Origin of the sequence: Octadecabacter sp. SW4 (assembly GCF_008065155.1) — a bacterium.
GTDB lineage: Bacteria > Pseudomonadota > Alphaproteobacteria > Rhodobacterales > Rhodobacteraceae > SW4.
The window spans coordinates 2585856-2600659 of the sequence record NZ_CP042819.1 but is presented as its reverse complement, the minus strand read 5'-3'; the positions used below and the strand labels follow the sequence as shown (position 1 = coordinate 2600659).

The 14804-nt window shown below is 61.1% G+C and carries 16 protein-coding genes; 7 read left to right on the top strand and 9 right to left on the bottom strand.

Annotated elements, in window-relative coordinates:
• The first annotated feature begins 1 nt into the window (after nucleotide 1).
• Together FTO60_RS12835 and FTO60_RS12830 are read left to right on the top strand one after the other, a co-directional pair.
• Nucleotides 2-784: a glycosyl transferase gene (locus tag FTO60_RS12835; protein WP_148056328.1), complete on the top strand. Its 783-nt coding sequence runs from the start codon at nucleotides 2-4 to the stop codon at nucleotides 782-784.
• Nucleotides 785-882: 98 nt separating this feature from the next.
• Entirely contained in the window at nucleotides 883-1425 is a 543-nt protein-coding gene (locus FTO60_RS12830) for a glycosyltransferase family 29 protein (RefSeq protein ID WP_172623895.1), read from the top strand.
• On the opposite strand, the gene FTO60_RS12825 is transcribed toward FTO60_RS12830, so the two are convergent.
• From FTO60_RS12825 to FTO60_RS12805, 5 genes are all read right to left on the bottom strand, one after another.
• Nucleotides 1422-2132 carry a class I SAM-dependent methyltransferase gene (locus FTO60_RS12825; protein ID WP_148056326.1) on the bottom strand — a complete coding sequence of 237 codons (711 nt, stop codon included), beginning with the start codon at nucleotides 2130-2132 and terminating at the stop codon, nucleotides 1422-1424. The two genes, FTO60_RS12830 and FTO60_RS12825, sit on opposite strands and share 4 nt — an antisense overlap.
• Nucleotides 2125-3159 carry an N-acetylneuraminate synthase family protein gene (locus tag FTO60_RS12820; RefSeq protein ID WP_148056325.1) on the bottom strand — a complete coding sequence of 345 codons (1035 nt, stop codon included), beginning with the start codon at nucleotides 3157-3159 and terminating at the stop codon, nucleotides 2125-2127. Before FTO60_RS12820 ends, FTO60_RS12825 begins: the two co-directional genes overlap by 8 nt.
• Nucleotides 3160-3221: 62 nt before the next feature.
• Nucleotides 3222-4109, bottom strand: coding sequence for a lysophospholipid acyltransferase family protein (locus tag FTO60_RS12815; protein WP_148056324.1), 888 nt, complete (start codon nucleotides 4107-4109; stop codon nucleotides 3222-3224).
• A gap of 60 nt (nucleotides 4110-4169) precedes the next feature.
• Complete coding sequence (locus tag FTO60_RS12810) at nucleotides 4170-4694, bottom strand: cytochrome b (protein ID WP_148056323.1); 525 nt, start codon at nucleotides 4692-4694, stop codon at nucleotides 4170-4172.
• A gap of 107 nt (nucleotides 4695-4801) precedes the next feature.
• Nucleotides 4802-5416, bottom strand: a complete 615-nt coding sequence (locus tag FTO60_RS12805; RefSeq protein ID WP_148056322.1) for a GcrA family cell cycle regulator — start codon at nucleotides 5414-5416, stop codon at nucleotides 4802-4804.
• Nucleotides 5417-5551: 135 nt separating this feature from the next.
• Between FTO60_RS12805 and FTO60_RS12800 the strand changes: the two genes are divergently transcribed.
• Entirely contained in the window at nucleotides 5552-6370 is an 819-nt protein-coding gene (locus FTO60_RS12800) for an ABC transporter permease (RefSeq protein ID WP_254696805.1), read from the top strand.
• On the opposite strand, the gene FTO60_RS12795 is transcribed toward FTO60_RS12800, so the two are convergent.
• Nucleotides 6367-7284, bottom strand: coding sequence for a DMT family transporter (locus tag FTO60_RS12795; protein WP_148056321.1), 918 nt, complete (start codon nucleotides 7282-7284; stop codon nucleotides 6367-6369). The two genes, FTO60_RS12800 and FTO60_RS12795, sit on opposite strands and share 4 nt — an antisense overlap.
• Nucleotides 7285-7733: 449 nt before the next feature.
• Here FTO60_RS12795 and FTO60_RS12790 point away from each other — a divergent pair, with 449 nt between their 5' ends.
• The 3 genes from FTO60_RS12790 to argF all read left to right on the top strand — a co-directional run bounded on the left by FTO60_RS12790 (nucleotide 7734) and on the right by argF (nucleotide 10362).
• Entirely contained in the window at nucleotides 7734-8912 is a 1179-nt protein-coding gene (locus tag FTO60_RS12790) for an aspartate aminotransferase family protein (protein ID WP_148056320.1), read from the top strand.
• A complete protein-coding gene (locus FTO60_RS12785; RefSeq protein WP_172623894.1) occupies nucleotides 8905-9387 on the top strand; it encodes a GNAT family N-acetyltransferase in 483 nt (160 codons plus the stop codon). The genes FTO60_RS12790 and FTO60_RS12785 overlap by 8 nt, the downstream gene beginning before the upstream one ends.
• 69 nt (nucleotides 9388-9456) lie before the next feature.
• Nucleotides 9457-10362, top strand: a complete 906-nt coding sequence (gene argF / locus FTO60_RS12780; RefSeq protein ID WP_148056318.1) for an ornithine carbamoyltransferase — start codon at nucleotides 9457-9459, stop codon at nucleotides 10360-10362.
• Between the two features lie 44 nt (nucleotides 10363-10406).
• Here argF and FTO60_RS12775 read toward each other — a convergent pair whose 3' ends face one another.
• Together FTO60_RS12775 and FTO60_RS12770 are read right to left on the bottom strand one after the other, a co-directional pair.
• Nucleotides 10407-11888 carry an inorganic phosphate transporter gene (locus FTO60_RS12775; RefSeq protein WP_148056317.1) on the bottom strand — a complete coding sequence of 494 codons (1482 nt, stop codon included), beginning with the start codon at nucleotides 11886-11888 and terminating at the stop codon, nucleotides 10407-10409.
• Nucleotides 11889-12016: 128 nt separating this feature from the next.
• On the bottom strand, nucleotides 12017-12472 hold the full coding sequence (locus tag FTO60_RS12770) for an NUDIX hydrolase (protein WP_148056316.1): 456 nt from the start codon (nucleotides 12470-12472) through the stop codon (nucleotides 12017-12019).
• Nucleotides 12473-12611: 139 nt separating this feature from the next.
• On the opposite strand from FTO60_RS12770, the gene gndA reads away from it, so the two are divergent.
• The gene (gene gndA / locus FTO60_RS12765; RefSeq protein WP_148056315.1) at nucleotides 12612-14012 is read left to right on the top strand and encodes an NADP-dependent phosphogluconate dehydrogenase; all 1401 of its coding nucleotides are present in this window, start codon (nucleotides 12612-12614) and stop codon (nucleotides 14010-14012) included.
• On the opposite strand, the gene FTO60_RS12760 is transcribed toward gndA, so the two are convergent.
• The gene (locus FTO60_RS12760; protein ID WP_172623893.1) at nucleotides 14009-14800 is read right to left on the bottom strand and encodes a metalloprotease; all 792 of its coding nucleotides are present in this window, start codon (nucleotides 14798-14800) and stop codon (nucleotides 14009-14011) included. The two genes, gndA and FTO60_RS12760, sit on opposite strands and share 4 nt — an antisense overlap.
• Nucleotides 14801-14804: the final 4 nt, after the last annotated feature.

The window sequence follows — 14804 nt, the reverse complement described above, 5'->3', positions numbered from 1 at the left end:
AGTGACCCAGACCCGCACAGTTATCTGCATGAAGTGGGGCACGCTTTATTCGACGGCTTATGTGAATGTGCTGTATCGTGCGGTGCGCGCGCAATTGACTGGCCCGTTCAGGTTTGTCTGCTTGACCGAGGACGCAGCGGGTCTTGATCCGGCGATTGATGCCTTTCCCATTCCCGAAATGGGCCTTGCGGAAAGCCATTGGAAAAAGGGCGGCTGGGCCAAGCTGAGCGTCTTCAAAAAAGAGTTGTATGACATCACCGGGCGCTGTCTGTTCATTGATCTGGACAGCGTCATAACCGGTCCGCTGGACGACCTGTTTGATTACGGTGGCGATATTGCGGTGATCGATGTTGGCGAAAACTGGATCAAAAGCCGGCACAACGCGCGGCCGATGGCCGGGACGGGCGTATTTACCTTTACGGCAGGCGCACACCCCGAGTTGTTTGACCGCTTTGTCGCCGACCGCGACGCGATGGTCGCGAAATACCGGATCGAACAGATCTATTTGCAGGGCGAGGTGGCCGATGGCACGCTTGCGTTCTGGCCGCTGGAGTGGGTGCTGAGCTTTAAGTATCACCTGCGCCGCCCCGTGGGTCTGGGTGCAGTGTTGCGACCCGCACCGCCCCCCGCCGCCACGCGGATCGTCGCATTCCACGGCGAACCGCGCCCGATTGATCTGGTGCGCGCGGGGTGGTGGGGAATATTCCCGCATGTGGGTCGCGGCCGAGTGAAATGGATGATGGATTATTGGGCGCGCTATGGTGGCGATCTGGATCAAGACTAATTATGTTGAGTGAACGGATCAGCTCATTCCCACGCCGCTATCTTTGGCAGGCACCGCGCGCATTTTTTTTCAAATTGTCTCGCAATTCCGATGCGCGGATGGGACTTGCACTGAAAGGGCGGACCGTTGCGTTGATTGGGAACGCCCGCAGTCTGCTTGCGCATGATTATGGTTCCGAAATTGACGCACATGACCTTGTTGTTCGCCTTAACCGTGGGTTCGTTGTTTCGCCAAAAGCGCAAGGCACGCGGACGGATATTGTTTCACTAACGCCGACCCTGACCGAAGATGAAATCGAACAGCAATTTGATCCAACCTATATGGTGTTGTTGACACCCAAGTTGCGCCACCTTGTCATTGTGCGCGGATCAAACCTCAAGAAAGTCTTGTTCTATCCGCACCGCTACTGGATTGCGGACCGCCAAAAAATTGGCCGCCGTCCATCGTCGGGGTATATGATGCTTAGCTATATGTTACGCCTTGATTGCGCGGCATCAATCACCCTTTATGGGTTCGACTTTGGCGCTACCGAAACCTATTACAACCCACCCAATTACGAGACACCGCATGATTTCGCCGCCGAGGGACGGATTATCCAGGGCTGGGAGTCTGAAGGCCGCATTCGGATTGTCCGCAGCTAGCTTTTGCGCCCGGATTTTCGGGCGCGGTTCCATTCGCGCAAGCGGGCATAGCGTTTGTCACCGATTACGTTGTGCAACCAGTCGCCTAATCGCTTCCCCGCTTTGCGTTTTGCGGCGATGCGCGCGCCGACGGCCTTGCCGCGTTGCAATAGATCGGCGGGTGCCTCGCCTTGCACGGCGGCTGTTTTGATCGCGCCCCAGCTGGGATGCGAGGCGTAATTTATGTCCGGTTCGACCTCGGTGGTCATGTAACCTTCGAAACCAGTGTAATCCAGAAAACGGTCCACGGCTTCTTTCACCAATGGCCAGTCATCGTGGTAGTCATCGCCTGCGATCAGGCCGCCGATCTTTACCTTGCGCGCCCATTGCCAGATCGTTTCGCCGCCTTCCTGACCGGAATGTGCGTAGCCGTCGATGTAAATGAAATCGAGGCTTTCGTCTTCGAACAGATCATAGGCCTCGGCAAAACTCATCCGAAGGAGTTTATATGGCCCGTGTAGCCCGACCTTGCGCAGGGCTGTCTTGTACTGGTCAACATCATGGGTGTCGGCATACATATCGACGCCAAAGAATTCCGCGAACCGCCCCGAGGCGACCATGCGGGCGGAATAGTCGCCTGCCGCAACGCCCAGTTCGACACCAATCAGACCGTCACCTTTGATCAGGTTCAATATGTCATGGCGATGGTACCCGGCCAGTTCACGCATCGCTCAAATCATCCCACGTCAACTGCTGGTTCCGAGCCACCGCGATTTTCAGCGTTTTGCCCACGACCTTGTCGAAGTCATAGCCCGGGATGGCGCCTGATCCGGGGCGGCGCGCCCAGATGTCGGCTTCGGTGATGACGTGGCCGGCGGACAGGTCGGCGTCGGCGACGACGGACGCGCGCGCAAAGCGGTAGACGTCTTCTTCGGGGCCGGTGCGCTGCTTTTCGTTGTGCAGGGCGGTGTGGATTTCGCGGGACCGGTCGATCAGGTATTTCAGCTCGGCCGGGTCCATCGAGCAGATCACATCGGGGCCCTTGCGATAGCGCGTGTCGGTGTAGTGGCGTTCCAGAATGCAGGCGCCCAAGGCGACCGAAGCCAGCGCCATATCCGGCCCGATCGAGTGATCGGAAAAGCCCACATGCGCCTTTGGAAAGGCGTTTTGCAGCTCTGTCACGCCCTTGAGGGACACGATTTCGGGTGGTGAGGGATAAAGGTTGGTGCATTCCAACAGCGCATACTCGACCCCCGCAGCATCAAGGATCGCGACACTTTCGCGCATCGTTTCAATGGTCTGCATGCCCGTTGACATGATGATCGGCTTGCCGAAACCGGCGATATGGCGGATCAGGGGCAGGTTGTCGGCCTCGCCCGAGCCGATCTTGAAGGCCGGCACGCCGATCCCGTTGAGGAAATCCGCGGCGGCGCGGCTGAACGGGGTCGAGATATAGATCATCCCCAGGCTTTCGGCGTAGTCCTTGAGCTTGATTTCGTCCTTAAGCGGCAGGGCGCATCGGGCCATGACCTCCCAGATGGAGACATCGGCGTTGGGCGGAAATATCTGTTTGGCTTCGTCAGTCATTTCGTCTTCGACGATGTGGGTCTGGTGCTTGATACATTCGCAGCCCGATAAATGCGCAAGCCGCACCATTTCCTTGGCCACGGCCAGATCGCCGCCGTGGTTGATGCCGATTTCGGCAATGACCAATGGCGGGTGTTGGGCGGAAATTTCGCGGTGTGCAATCTTCATTGGGCGCTCCGGTGGTTGTTGGCATGGTGATGCCACGGCGCGCGCAGCGGTGCAATCTTTGGCTATTTGCGCCAGCGTTTGTGCACCCAGAACCATTGATCCTTGTGAGCGGCGATACGCGCCTCGAGCCGGGCCGTCATATCACGCATCATCGTCACCGGATCACTGTGGGCGATGGGGGCTTCGATCACGATATCAAAGGTTACGCCGTCGGCGCGGCGTGTGCCAAAGATGGGCACCACCAGGGCATTGACCCGCAACGCAATGTCAGCCGCGGATGTGGCTGTCGGGGCGGGGTGGCCCAAAAAGTCGATGTCGTCAAAGGCTGTGCTGCGCACATCAAATAACAACACGCCCATGCCGCCATCACGCAGCATACGCACAAATCCCATCGTGCCGCGCCGTCCTTGCGGAAAGACGGGGCCGGAAATGCCTTCCATCGTGCTGGCATAATGTGCGTTGAAATAGGTGTTCGACATGGGCCGGTATAGGCCGCCGACCGTATAGCCCAAAGCGTGAAGGGCATGGCGCGGGGCCTCGAAGTTGCCAAAATGGCCGGTGACGAAAATAACCGGCCGCCCTTCGGCCTTGGCCTTGGCCACGGCGGCAAGGCCGGGACCGGACACCGGCATCTGCGCCACCCGTTCACCAAATGCAGGGTGCGAATAATTTTCGATCAGGGTGCGGCCAAAATTGTTGCAGACGCGGCGCGCGATGGCGCGGCGTTCATCGGCAGGCATTTCGGGATAAACCAGCGCCAGTTGGTCTTCGGCGCGCTGGCGGTATCCGGCAAGAGGGGCGACGATCTGTTCAACCGCCCAGCCCAGAAACCGCAGCCGCACATTGTACGGCAGCACGAGCGCCGCGCCGATCAGGCCACGCAGGAACAGGTTGGTAAGCCACTGGCCCCACGTTCCTTGCGGGGCAGATGTGTCGCTGGTGTCGCGCATGAAAACCGTGCCTAAATTCAGTTCCTCAGGACTTAGGCAAGCTGGCGGGTAAGGGCAATACTAACGACGCAGGGACATGCGCGCCAAAAGCCCGTCCTTGCGCACATACTGGTGGTAGATCGCCGCGCCAATATGGCCGATGATCAACACAATAAGGGCTGTCGAGGTAATGCCGTGCAGGGTGCGCGCCGAACCTGTGAATATGTCGGGCAGGGGCGCCCCTGATCCGCCGAACACGATATCAGGCAGGTCCGCGCCCCGCGCTGTGACGATGCCGGACACTGCCATGATGAACACCAGAGCATAAAGCACCCAATGCGCCCAAACCCCTGCTTTATTGAGGATTTCATTCCCGATATCGGCATGGGGCGGCGCTGCGCTGCGCCAGCGGACGATCACGCGCAGGGTCATCAGTGCCAGGATCGCCAGCCCCAGCGACAGGTGCAGGCTGAGGCTGAACAGCTTGCCGGGGTCGCTGTTGGGCGTATTTGCCAGCAGCACTTTGCCACCAAACAGCGCGCCGATGATCATCAGCGCAAGCAGCCAGTGCAGTGTGGCAAGGGTGCGGGAATAACGTGTTGGCATGGGCGCAGTCCTTATGTGGTTTGCCACATCATATCGCAAACATGCCATTTCTGAAAAAATAAAAGCCGCCCACGGCGGGGCGGCTTTCGGATGCGCTGTGGCGTCGTTTAACGGCGGCGGTCGCGGCGCGACGACATCGGCTGGAAAGCCACGCCGACATGCGCTTCGCAATAGGGTTTGCCCGCTTGCGAGGGCAGGCCGCAGAACCAGAAATCTTCGGTCGCGGGGTCGCCCACGGGCCATTTGCAGGTCTTTTCGGTCAGTTCCATCAGGCTGATCTTTTTGGCCGTGCGTTCCACGGCGTTGACCTTGGCCAATGCCTCGGGCGAAATTTCGTTCGCGCTGGGCTGGGGCGGCAGGGGCTGACCGGCAGGGATGATCGCGCGGCGTGCGGCGGACATCGGGCGCGGAGCGGCGGCCTGTGTCTGCATGATCGGCTTGCCGTCATCCTCAGCTTCAGCTTCGGGTTCGACGGCGGGGGCCGCTTTGGCCTTGGGGGCGGGCTTGGGCTTGGCAGGTGCCTTGGCCTTGGCATCGGCCTTGGGCGCGGCTTTGGCGGCGTTTCCGCCCGATCCGGCGCGGTTGGACAGGCCAAGGCGGTGCACCTTGCCGATCACGGCATTGCGCGTCACGCCGCCCAGTTCCTTGGCGATCTGGCTTGCGGATTGGCCTTCGCCCCACATTTTCTTGAGGGTTTCGACCCGATCATCGGTCCAGGACATGCGGTTTCCTTTGCTTGGGCAATGCCCTGCGCGCGCGTTGGCAGCAATTGGGGCTTGAGAATTCTTACGATCCCCTATTCTAAGCACACAAGCGCGGGATACAAGGACCGCTGACGCGAAAATCCGAGGAATGACATGAACAAGACACAAGATCACAGCCCCAGCCCAATGGGTGTGCGCCGCTTTGGGTGGCTGAACTGGCTTGGGACGTGGACACTGGCCCAGCGTGAAGTGCGCCGTTTCATGAATGTCTGGAGTCAGACCATCATGGCCCCGCTGATCAATGCCGGCCTGTTCCTGATGATTTTCACCATTGCGATCGGTCCACAGCGCGGCGATGTGATGGGCGTGCCTTTCATGCATTTTCTGGCACCGGGCATTTTGACGATGACCGTGATTCAGAACGCCTTTGCCAATACCTCGTCGTCGCTGGCCAGCGCCAAGATACAGGGCAATATCGTCGACACCCTGATGCCGCCCCTGTCCGCGGGCGAACTGGTGGCGGGCTATGTTGCAGGCGCGGTTGTGCGCGGAGCGATGGTTGCGGTGGTGATCGCGCTGGGCGTTGTGCTGTTTCTGGGCGTCGGCATGGCGCATCCGGTGTGGGTGGTCGTGTTCACGCTGTTGGGGTCGGTTTTCATGGGCGGATTGGGGCTGATCGCGGCGACATTCGCCAACAAGTTCGACCAGTTGTCGGCCATCACCAATTTTCTCGTGACTCCGCTCGCCTTTTTGTCGGGCACATTCTATTCGATTGATGCCTTGCCCGCGCCGCTTCAGGCCGCAAGCCATTGGAACCCGTTTTTCTATATCATCGACGGCGTGCGGTTCGGGATGCTTGGTGTGTCGGATTCATCGCCATTTCTGGGGTTGGCGGTGGTCAGTGCGGCGGCGGCCGTCGTGCTGGCGATCTGCTGGAACTGGTTTCGGATCGGTTACCGGCTCAAGGCCTAAGTGCGCCCGCCAAGGGTTGCGGCGACGCGCCGCAGTCTTGCGCGGGTCACGCTTTCGCGCCACGCCAGCAGCCCCGCGCCACCCACGATGATTGCTGCACCAATCCACGAGACCGCATCGGGCACAACATCGAATATCAGCGCGTCATAAAGCGTGGCAAAGATCAGCGTCATATAACTGAAGGGCGTCACAAACGAGGCATCCGCCCGCGCCATCGCGTTGACAAAACAGGTCTGCGCCGCGGCCATCATCACGCCCAATCCGGCCAGTGCCGCCCATTGGCCTGCGGTGGGCATCACCCAGACAGGGATCACGGCCAGCGAGGCAATGCACAGCCCGATCGCATTATTGACCAGCAGGATCTGAAAGGGCGGTTCGCGGTCGGCCAGCTTTTTGATAAAGATCAGCTCCAGCCCCATCACCAGCGCCGCACCCAGGGCGAGCAGGGCCGCTGCCTGAAACGTATCCGGCCCCGGGCGCAGCAGAATGACCGCGCCGAACATGGCCAGCGCGGCGGCGATCCAGCGCCATTTGCCAACCTTTTCACCCAGCAGCGGGATGGCCAACAGCATCCCGAACACGGGGTTCAGGAAGCTGATCGCCGTGGCGTCCGACAAGGGCACATAGGCCACAGCCGCAAACATCAGCGTGACCCCGCCCCAGCCGCTCAGGGTGCGCGCAATATGCAGTGGCAGGGCAGGGCGGCCCAGTTTCGGGCGCATCACGAGAGCGAGGCTGGCCAGCGCCAGAAAGGCAAAGACAAACCGCCCGTGGCTGATCTGCAGCGGGTGCAGGGGCGGGCCAAGCGTATCAGTGCCAAGGGATTTCGCCATCAAAGTCGTCCCCGCGATAAAGGCGGTGGCAAGCAACATCAGCGCCACGGCGGTCGCAGGGTTCTGGGGCGTTCTGGACATGAGCCAGCAATGACGTGGCGCTGGCGGCGCGGCAAGCGCGAAATGATCCTGCACACGGCGCTTGGTGACATTGTCAGATTACGGTGCACCGGCCTGACAGACATTCAGTCCCGGTACCCGTGGCACGCACCGGACGCTGCCTTGGTGGCACAGCACGTCTGGCACTGACGGGTGCGCCGCAATGCGTGGTCCGTTGCTTTTGCCGCGTGGCACAGGGCACCTCACCTGATGAATTAGGGCTTTTCTTGCGGTGCGGTTTGCCCTAACCCTTGCCCCATGACCAACGCACTGACCCAGACCAGCACCCGACGCCGACGCTAACCGCGTCGTCTTTTTCGCTGTCTGGTGGTCTGCGCCGTCATTCACCCTCGTAAATCCCGTCATAAACATTGACTTGGCCTTGCCGCTCCGGCACCAACGGGCCTTCATTTTTGCAAAGGTTTCACGCGATGATCCCCTCTGTTTTGCCTACCTATAACCGCGCCCCCCTGACATTCGTCAAAGGCGAAGGCAGCTGGCTGACCGAGGCCGACGGGCGACGTTTTCTTGATCTGGGGGCTGGCATTGCGGTGAATTCGCTGGGTCATGCACACCCTGATCTGGTGCAGGCGTTGACGGATCAGGCGGGCGCGCTTTGGCATACCTCGAACCTTTACCACATTCCCGCCCAGCAAAAGCTGGCGGATGCGCTGGTGGAACATACCTTTGCCGACACGGTGTTCTTTACCAATTCGGGGACCGAGGCCTGCGAATTGGCCGTCAAGATGGCGCGTAAATACTGGCATGATCAGGGGCAGGAGCGCACGACGATCATCACCTTTGAAGGGTCGTTTCACGGCCGGTCGGCCGCAGGCATCGCTGCGGCAGGGTCGGAAAAGATGACCAAGGGCTTCGGCCCGCTGCTACCCGGTTTCAAGAGTCTGCCCTGGGGTGATCACGATGCGCTGAGCGCGGCTGCGGCTGATCCATCCGTGGGCGCGATCCTGATCGAACCGGTGCAGGGCGAAGGCGGTATCCGCCCGCTGCCCGATCAATGCCTCAAGGGTTTGCGCGATCTGTGTGATGAATACGGGTTGCTGCTGATCCTCGATGAGGTGCAATGCGGCATGGGCCGCACGGGGCGGTTGTTTGCCCACGAATGGGCGGGCATCGCACCCGACATCATGATGGTCGCCAAGGGCATCGGCGGCGGCTTTCCCCTTGGTGCGGTGCTGGCCACTCAAAAGGCCGCGATCGCAATGACTGCTGGCACCCACGGGTCCACCTACGGCGGTAACCCCCTGGCCTGCGCCGTGGGGGCTAAGGTAATGGAGATCATCGCAACGCCCGTGTTTCTGGCCGAAGTGAACCGCAAGGCCGGCCTGCTGCGCCAGAAACTTGAAGGGCTGGTCGCGGCGCATCCTGACGTGTTTACCGGCGTGCGTGGGGCGGGGCTGATGTTGGGGCTGCAATGCAAGGCCACCAACACCGATATCGTCACCGCAGGCTACGGCGCGGGCGTCCTGACCGTGCCTGCCGCAGATAACGTGATCCGGCTTTTGCCCGCACTGACCATCGCGGATGATGATATCACCGAGGCCGTCGCGCGACTTGACCGGGCCGCGACACAGGTTGCAGGCAATGGCTGATTATACCTTCCGCCCCCTTTCCCGCGCGGACAGAACGATGTTCTGTGACTGGCTTGCCCAACCGCATATCGCAGGCTGGTGGGAAGACGGCGTAACCGAATGGGCGCTGATTGACCGGGACTGGGACCTGCCCTGTCTTGCGATGCGCATCGTGGAAACCGGCGGCACGCCCTTTGCCTTTGTGCAGGACTATCCTGCCCACCACTGGCCCATGCCGCAATATGACGATCTGCCTGCCACGGCGCGCGCCCTTGATACCTTTCTGGGTGATCCCGCCTATCTGGGGCTGGGCCACGCCAGCGGCTATCTGCGTGCGCGCGCGCAGCATTTGCGCGGCTCATGTCCGGTCGTTGCGGTTGATCCCGACCCCGCCAATACCCGCGCCATCGCCGCCTATCGGCGCGCCGGGTTCACGGCCCATCGCAAGACCCCTTCCGAGGACGGCGATCCGGTGCAGGTCATGCTCTATCACTAGCTTCTTCTGTTCAGAAAAACTCCGGGGTCCGGGGCAGCGCCCCGGACCGACATTCCAGGAAAGTCCGACATGAACCATTTTCTCGATATTCTCAAAACCGATCCCGCCGACCTGCGGGGCATGATCGACGGCGCACGCGCCATGAAAACGGCGCGGGCGGGCAAACCCAAGGGCACGCCTGATGCGGACCAGCCGCTTGCGGGGCATATGGTTGCGCTGATCTTTGAAAAACCCTCGACCCGCACACGGGTCAGCTTTGATGTGGGCGTGCGCCAGATGGGTGGTGAAACGATGGTCCTGTCGGGCGCGGATATGCAGTTGGGCCACGGCGAAACCATCGCCGATACGGCGCGCGTGCTGTCACGCTACGTTGATCTGATCATGATCCGCACCTTCGAGGAACAGACCCTGCTGGACATGGCCGAATATGCCACGGTGCCGGTGATCAACGGGCTGACGGACCGCACGCACCCCTGCCAGATCATGGCCGACATTCTGACGTTTGAGGAACACAACGGCCCGATCAAAGGCAAAAAGGTTGTCTGGTCAGGCGATGGCAACAACGTTTTTGCCAGCTTTGCCCATGCGGCCAAACAGTTCGACTTTGACCTGACCTTTACCGGCCCCGAGACCCTGCAACCCGAAGCCGCGCTTGACGGGCTCTATACGACCGAACGTGACCCGATGAAGGCGGTGCAGGGGGCTGATCTGGTGGTGACGGATACCTGGGTTTCCATGCACGATCCGCAATCGGCGCGCGAACGCCGCCACAATCAATTGCGCGGCTATCAGGTGAATGATGCGCTGATGGCGCAGGCCAAGCCTGACAGCCTGTTCATGCATTGCCTGCCCGCGCACCGCGACGACGAAGCCACAAGCGCCGTGATGGACGGCCCCCATTCGGTGATCTGGGACGAGGCCGAAAACCGGCTGCACGCGCAAAAGGCGGTGATGCGCTGGTGTCTGGGCGTCTAGGGGGCGTTACGGTGTCACGCAGCCGTTTCGCCGACGCCTAAGCGTCAGACAAAGACCGCACTCAGCCCTAGAAAGATCAGCGCCGACATCAACGCGGCGGCGGGCACCGTGATGACCCAGGCGGCGACGATTGTCATGAAATGGCTGCGGCGCACAAGTTTGCGGCGGCGGCGCTCCTCGGGGGCGATGCGCATGACGTCGGGGTGTTTGGCGTTGGTGCGGCGAATGCGCCGCTCGGCATGCCATTCACGGTAAAAGCCAACGCCGAAAATGCCACCCACGGCGATGTGGGTCGATGAGACGGGCAGGCCCAGCCAGCTTGCGATGATAACGGTGATGGCCGCCGAAAGGGCCACGCAGTAGGCCCGCATCGGGTTCAGCTTGGTGATCTGGCTGCCGACCATGCGGATCAGCTTGGGGCCGAACAGCACAAGGCCGAAACTGATCCCCATCGCGCCGATCACCATGACCCACAGCGGGATCGTCACCTTGCCGGCGAATTCGCCGAATTGTTCGGCATGGACAATCGCGGCCAGCGGGCCAACCGCGTTGGCCACATCATTGGCACCATGCGCGAACGATAGCAGGGCCGCGGAAAAAACCAGCGGCAGTCCGAACAGTGCCTTGAGGGATTTGTTGCGGTTTTCCATCCCCTCGGATTGGCGGCGGATCAGCGGGGCGGCCGCCACATAGGTCGCGGCCCCCACCGCCAAGCCGATCAGCAAGGCGATGCCAAGGTCGATCTGAACGACCCGCTTGAGGCCTTTCATTGCCAGATAGGTGGCAAAGACGCCGGCCATGATGCCGATCAGAACCGGCACCCATATGCGCGCGGCGGCGATCTTGTCGTCGCGGTAAACGATATTATGCTTGATGAAGGCCAGAAACGCGGCGGCGATCGCCCCGCCCAAAACCGGCGAAATCACCCAACTGGCAGCAATCAGCCCCATGTTGGGCCAGTTGACGGCGGCAAATCCGGCGGCGGCAATCCCGGCCCCCATGACGCCACCCACCACCGAATGGGTCGTGGAGACCGGCGCGCCGACCCATGTCGCAAGGTTCACCCACATCGCCGAGGAAATAAGCGCGGCCATCATCGCCCAGATGAAGACGCGCGAATTCGAGACGCTTTCAGGGTCGATAATGCCTTTGGAAATGGTTGAAACCACGTCACCGCCCGCAAGCAGCGCGCCGGCACTTTCAAACAGGGCCGCGATGACAATCGCACCGCCCATCGTCAACGCATTCGCGCCCACGGCCGGCCCCATGTTGTTGGCCACGTCATTGGCGCCGATGTTGATCGCCATATAGGCGCCAAAGGCGGCCGCGGCGATCACGATCAATGAGGTCGGCTGTTGGCCAAAGAACAGCGCCGCACCAAGGGCCGCTACCACGATGAACGCCAAAGCAACGCCAAACCCGACCATAGGCCGCGCCACATATTGGGTGGCGTATTCCACATGGGCGATGCGGCCCAGATCCTTGTCCAGTGTTTTCCACTGATTTCCGGGCGCGCCGTTTGTCATCCTGTCCCCCGACCCGTGGCCCTTTGCGGGTGCTGTCACACGGCTGTTACATTTCCTTAGGCGCGGGCCTAGCGGGACTTGGAAGGGATTTCAACGGATTCGGTGCGGATCGCGGCGCGGTCGTGCGCTCAGAAGTTGCGCAAGATGTCGCGCAGCCCTTCATCGTCGACCATTTCGGCAGCAACCTGGGGTGAAACCCAGCGCCGTTTGCGCTTGTCGGCCTCGGGGAAGTCATTTGCGACCTTGATCGCGCGGGCCGCATAGACCGAAGTTTCACAATTTGCCTGCGCGCCGGAATCGTATCGCTTGAGTGAGGCATAGCTGCCAATCGCGTCCGGGTCGGCATCGGCCTTTCTGACGCCGCCTTCTTCCCAGGCCTCCTGAACGGCGGCTTCGGCCGCATCCAAGCCGTCAATCGGCCACCCCTTGGGCAAAATCCAGCGGCCACGGCTGCTGGTGACGAGTAAAACCTCGCGGCCATCCTTGCCATCGCGATAGCAAAGCGCCGCCACCTGCAATTGTGGCGGGCGGCGCAGGAACGGGGCGATCACTTCGGCAAAAGCCGAGCGGAAAAGAGAAGTCATATCGAAAACTGCCGTTTCATTTTTTCTTTATTAACCGACATATAACACCAAAACGTTAATATTACAAATAACGGCCCGGTGAAGGGCTTGTGCGCAATGGTCAGCGGGTTAGGTTTGCGGCCACGCAATGGGGAATCGCATGGGCAAATCACTGGCAAATCTGGGTCTTTATGGCCTTGGCACGATGGGGAGCGCGCTGGCGCTGAATATTCTCGACAACGGCTTTGCGCTGCATGTGTCCAACCGCACTGACAGCGTGGTCGCCGATTTCGTCGACGAGGCGGGTAACTTGGCCGCGCGCCTGACCCCGCATAACGATCTGGACCAGATGGCACGCGATATGCCCAGCCCGCGCGCGATCATCCTGATGGTGCCAGCGGGCGCGCCCGTGGATGACGCCATTACCCGGCTGATTCCGCTTCTGGACAAGGGTGATACGATCATTGATGCGGGCAACGCCGATTTCAACGACACCCGCCGCCGCACCGAGACCGTCGAGGCCGCTGGTCTGACATTTATCGGCATGGGCGTGTCGGGTGGCGAGGAAGGCGCGCGTCACGGTCCTTCGATCATGGTGGGTGGCACTGCGCAGGCCTGGGATGCGATTCGGCCGATGATTGATGCGATCGCCGCGAAATTTGATGGCGCGCCCTGCGCCGATCACCTTGGCCCCGACGGGGCGGGGCATTTCGTCAAAACGGTTCACAACGGCATCGAATACGCCGATATGCAGCTCATCGCCGAAGTTTACGGGCTGATGCGCTATGGCGCGGGGCGCAATCCGGCTGATATCGGCAAGGTCTTCGCGGCGTGGGACAAGGGCCCGTTGCAAAGCTACCTTGTTGAAATCACAGGGATTGTCTTGCAGGCGGTGAGTGGTGACAAGCCCGCCGTCGATATCATCCAGGACAAGGCCGGTCAAAAAGGGACGGGCCGCTGGACCGTGATTGAAGCGCTGAAAATGGGCCAATCCGCCAGCACCATCGAAGCGGCTGTGGCCGCACGCGGCTGGTCGGCGGAAAAGGAAACGCGCAGTGTGGGCGAAGGTATTTTGGGTGGCCATCGCGGCGCGGTGTCCTTGCCCGATGGCGATTACGAACAGGCGCTGCTGGCGGCGCGCATCATCGCCTACGCCCAAGGGTTCCGCATTCTGTCCGCCGCGTCCGAAACCTATGACTGGGCGCTGGATTTCGCACGGATCGCCGAGATCTGGCGGGCGGGGTGCATCATCCGGTCGGCCTTGCTTGATGATATTTCGGCGGCCTTTCGCGGGGACATGCCACAGGGGCAGTTGTTCCTGACCCCAGCCTTTGCCAACACATTGAAAGCCGCCATCCCGGCCCTGCGGCGTGTGGCCGGAGCGGCGATCGCGGCGGGCCATCCGGTGCCCGCCCTGACGGCGGCGCTGGCCTTTGTCGATACCATGGCGCAGGCGCGTGGCACGACCGATCTGGTGCAGGCACAACGCGACTTTTTCGGGCGGCATGGCTTTGAACATATCGATGGGCGCAAGGGCCAGCACGGCCCTTGGTGGGACTAAAGAAAGCGCTGGAAAAAGCTGTAGCCGCCGCCGACAAAGAATGTCGCGGCGGTAAAAAAATAGGCCCCGGTCGCCAACAGGGCGCGTTTGCGTGACAGCGGGTGCTCAACCTGGGCCAGCATGTCGGACGATGCAAGGCTGTGCACCCCCAGCAGCGCAAAAAAGAGCAACACATAAGACTGCATGCCGATGGCCGTAATTACCAAGGCGGCGGACATGGCGATGGCCAGCAAATAGGCCAGCGGCGGCCAGAACGCATGGGCGATCACCCGCATCATATGCCCCCCATCGAGCGGCCAGACGGGCAGCAAGTTAAAGAAATTCAAAGCGCCCGTGACCACCGCGAAGGTGGACAGGAATACCGCAGCCTGTTCGCTGATGTCCCACATGATGCCTGACAGACCAAGGGCCAGTATCATCGGTCCCAACCCGATGGCGGGCCCCATGAGCGTGATAAAGAAATCCTTTTCCTGACTGTCGGGCATCGTGTCGGAAATCGCCACGCCGCCCATCAGCGGGATCAGGCGAAACCGTGCGTCGGCATGGCCTGCCACCCGAAAAGCCGCCACGTGGCCGTATTCATGGATCACGACGGCAATGATGATCGCGATGCCAAACAGTGGCCCGAAAAACCACATCGCCGCGGCGACAGACAGCGCGCCAAAGGCCAGCCCCCGCAGGTCCATCCCGACAATTTTCGTTTTGCGCGGGGCGAACAGCCCGCCGCGCAGGGCATAGGCTGTGGCAAGGCACATCAGAACGCCAACGACGATCATCAGCGTTGCCATTGTG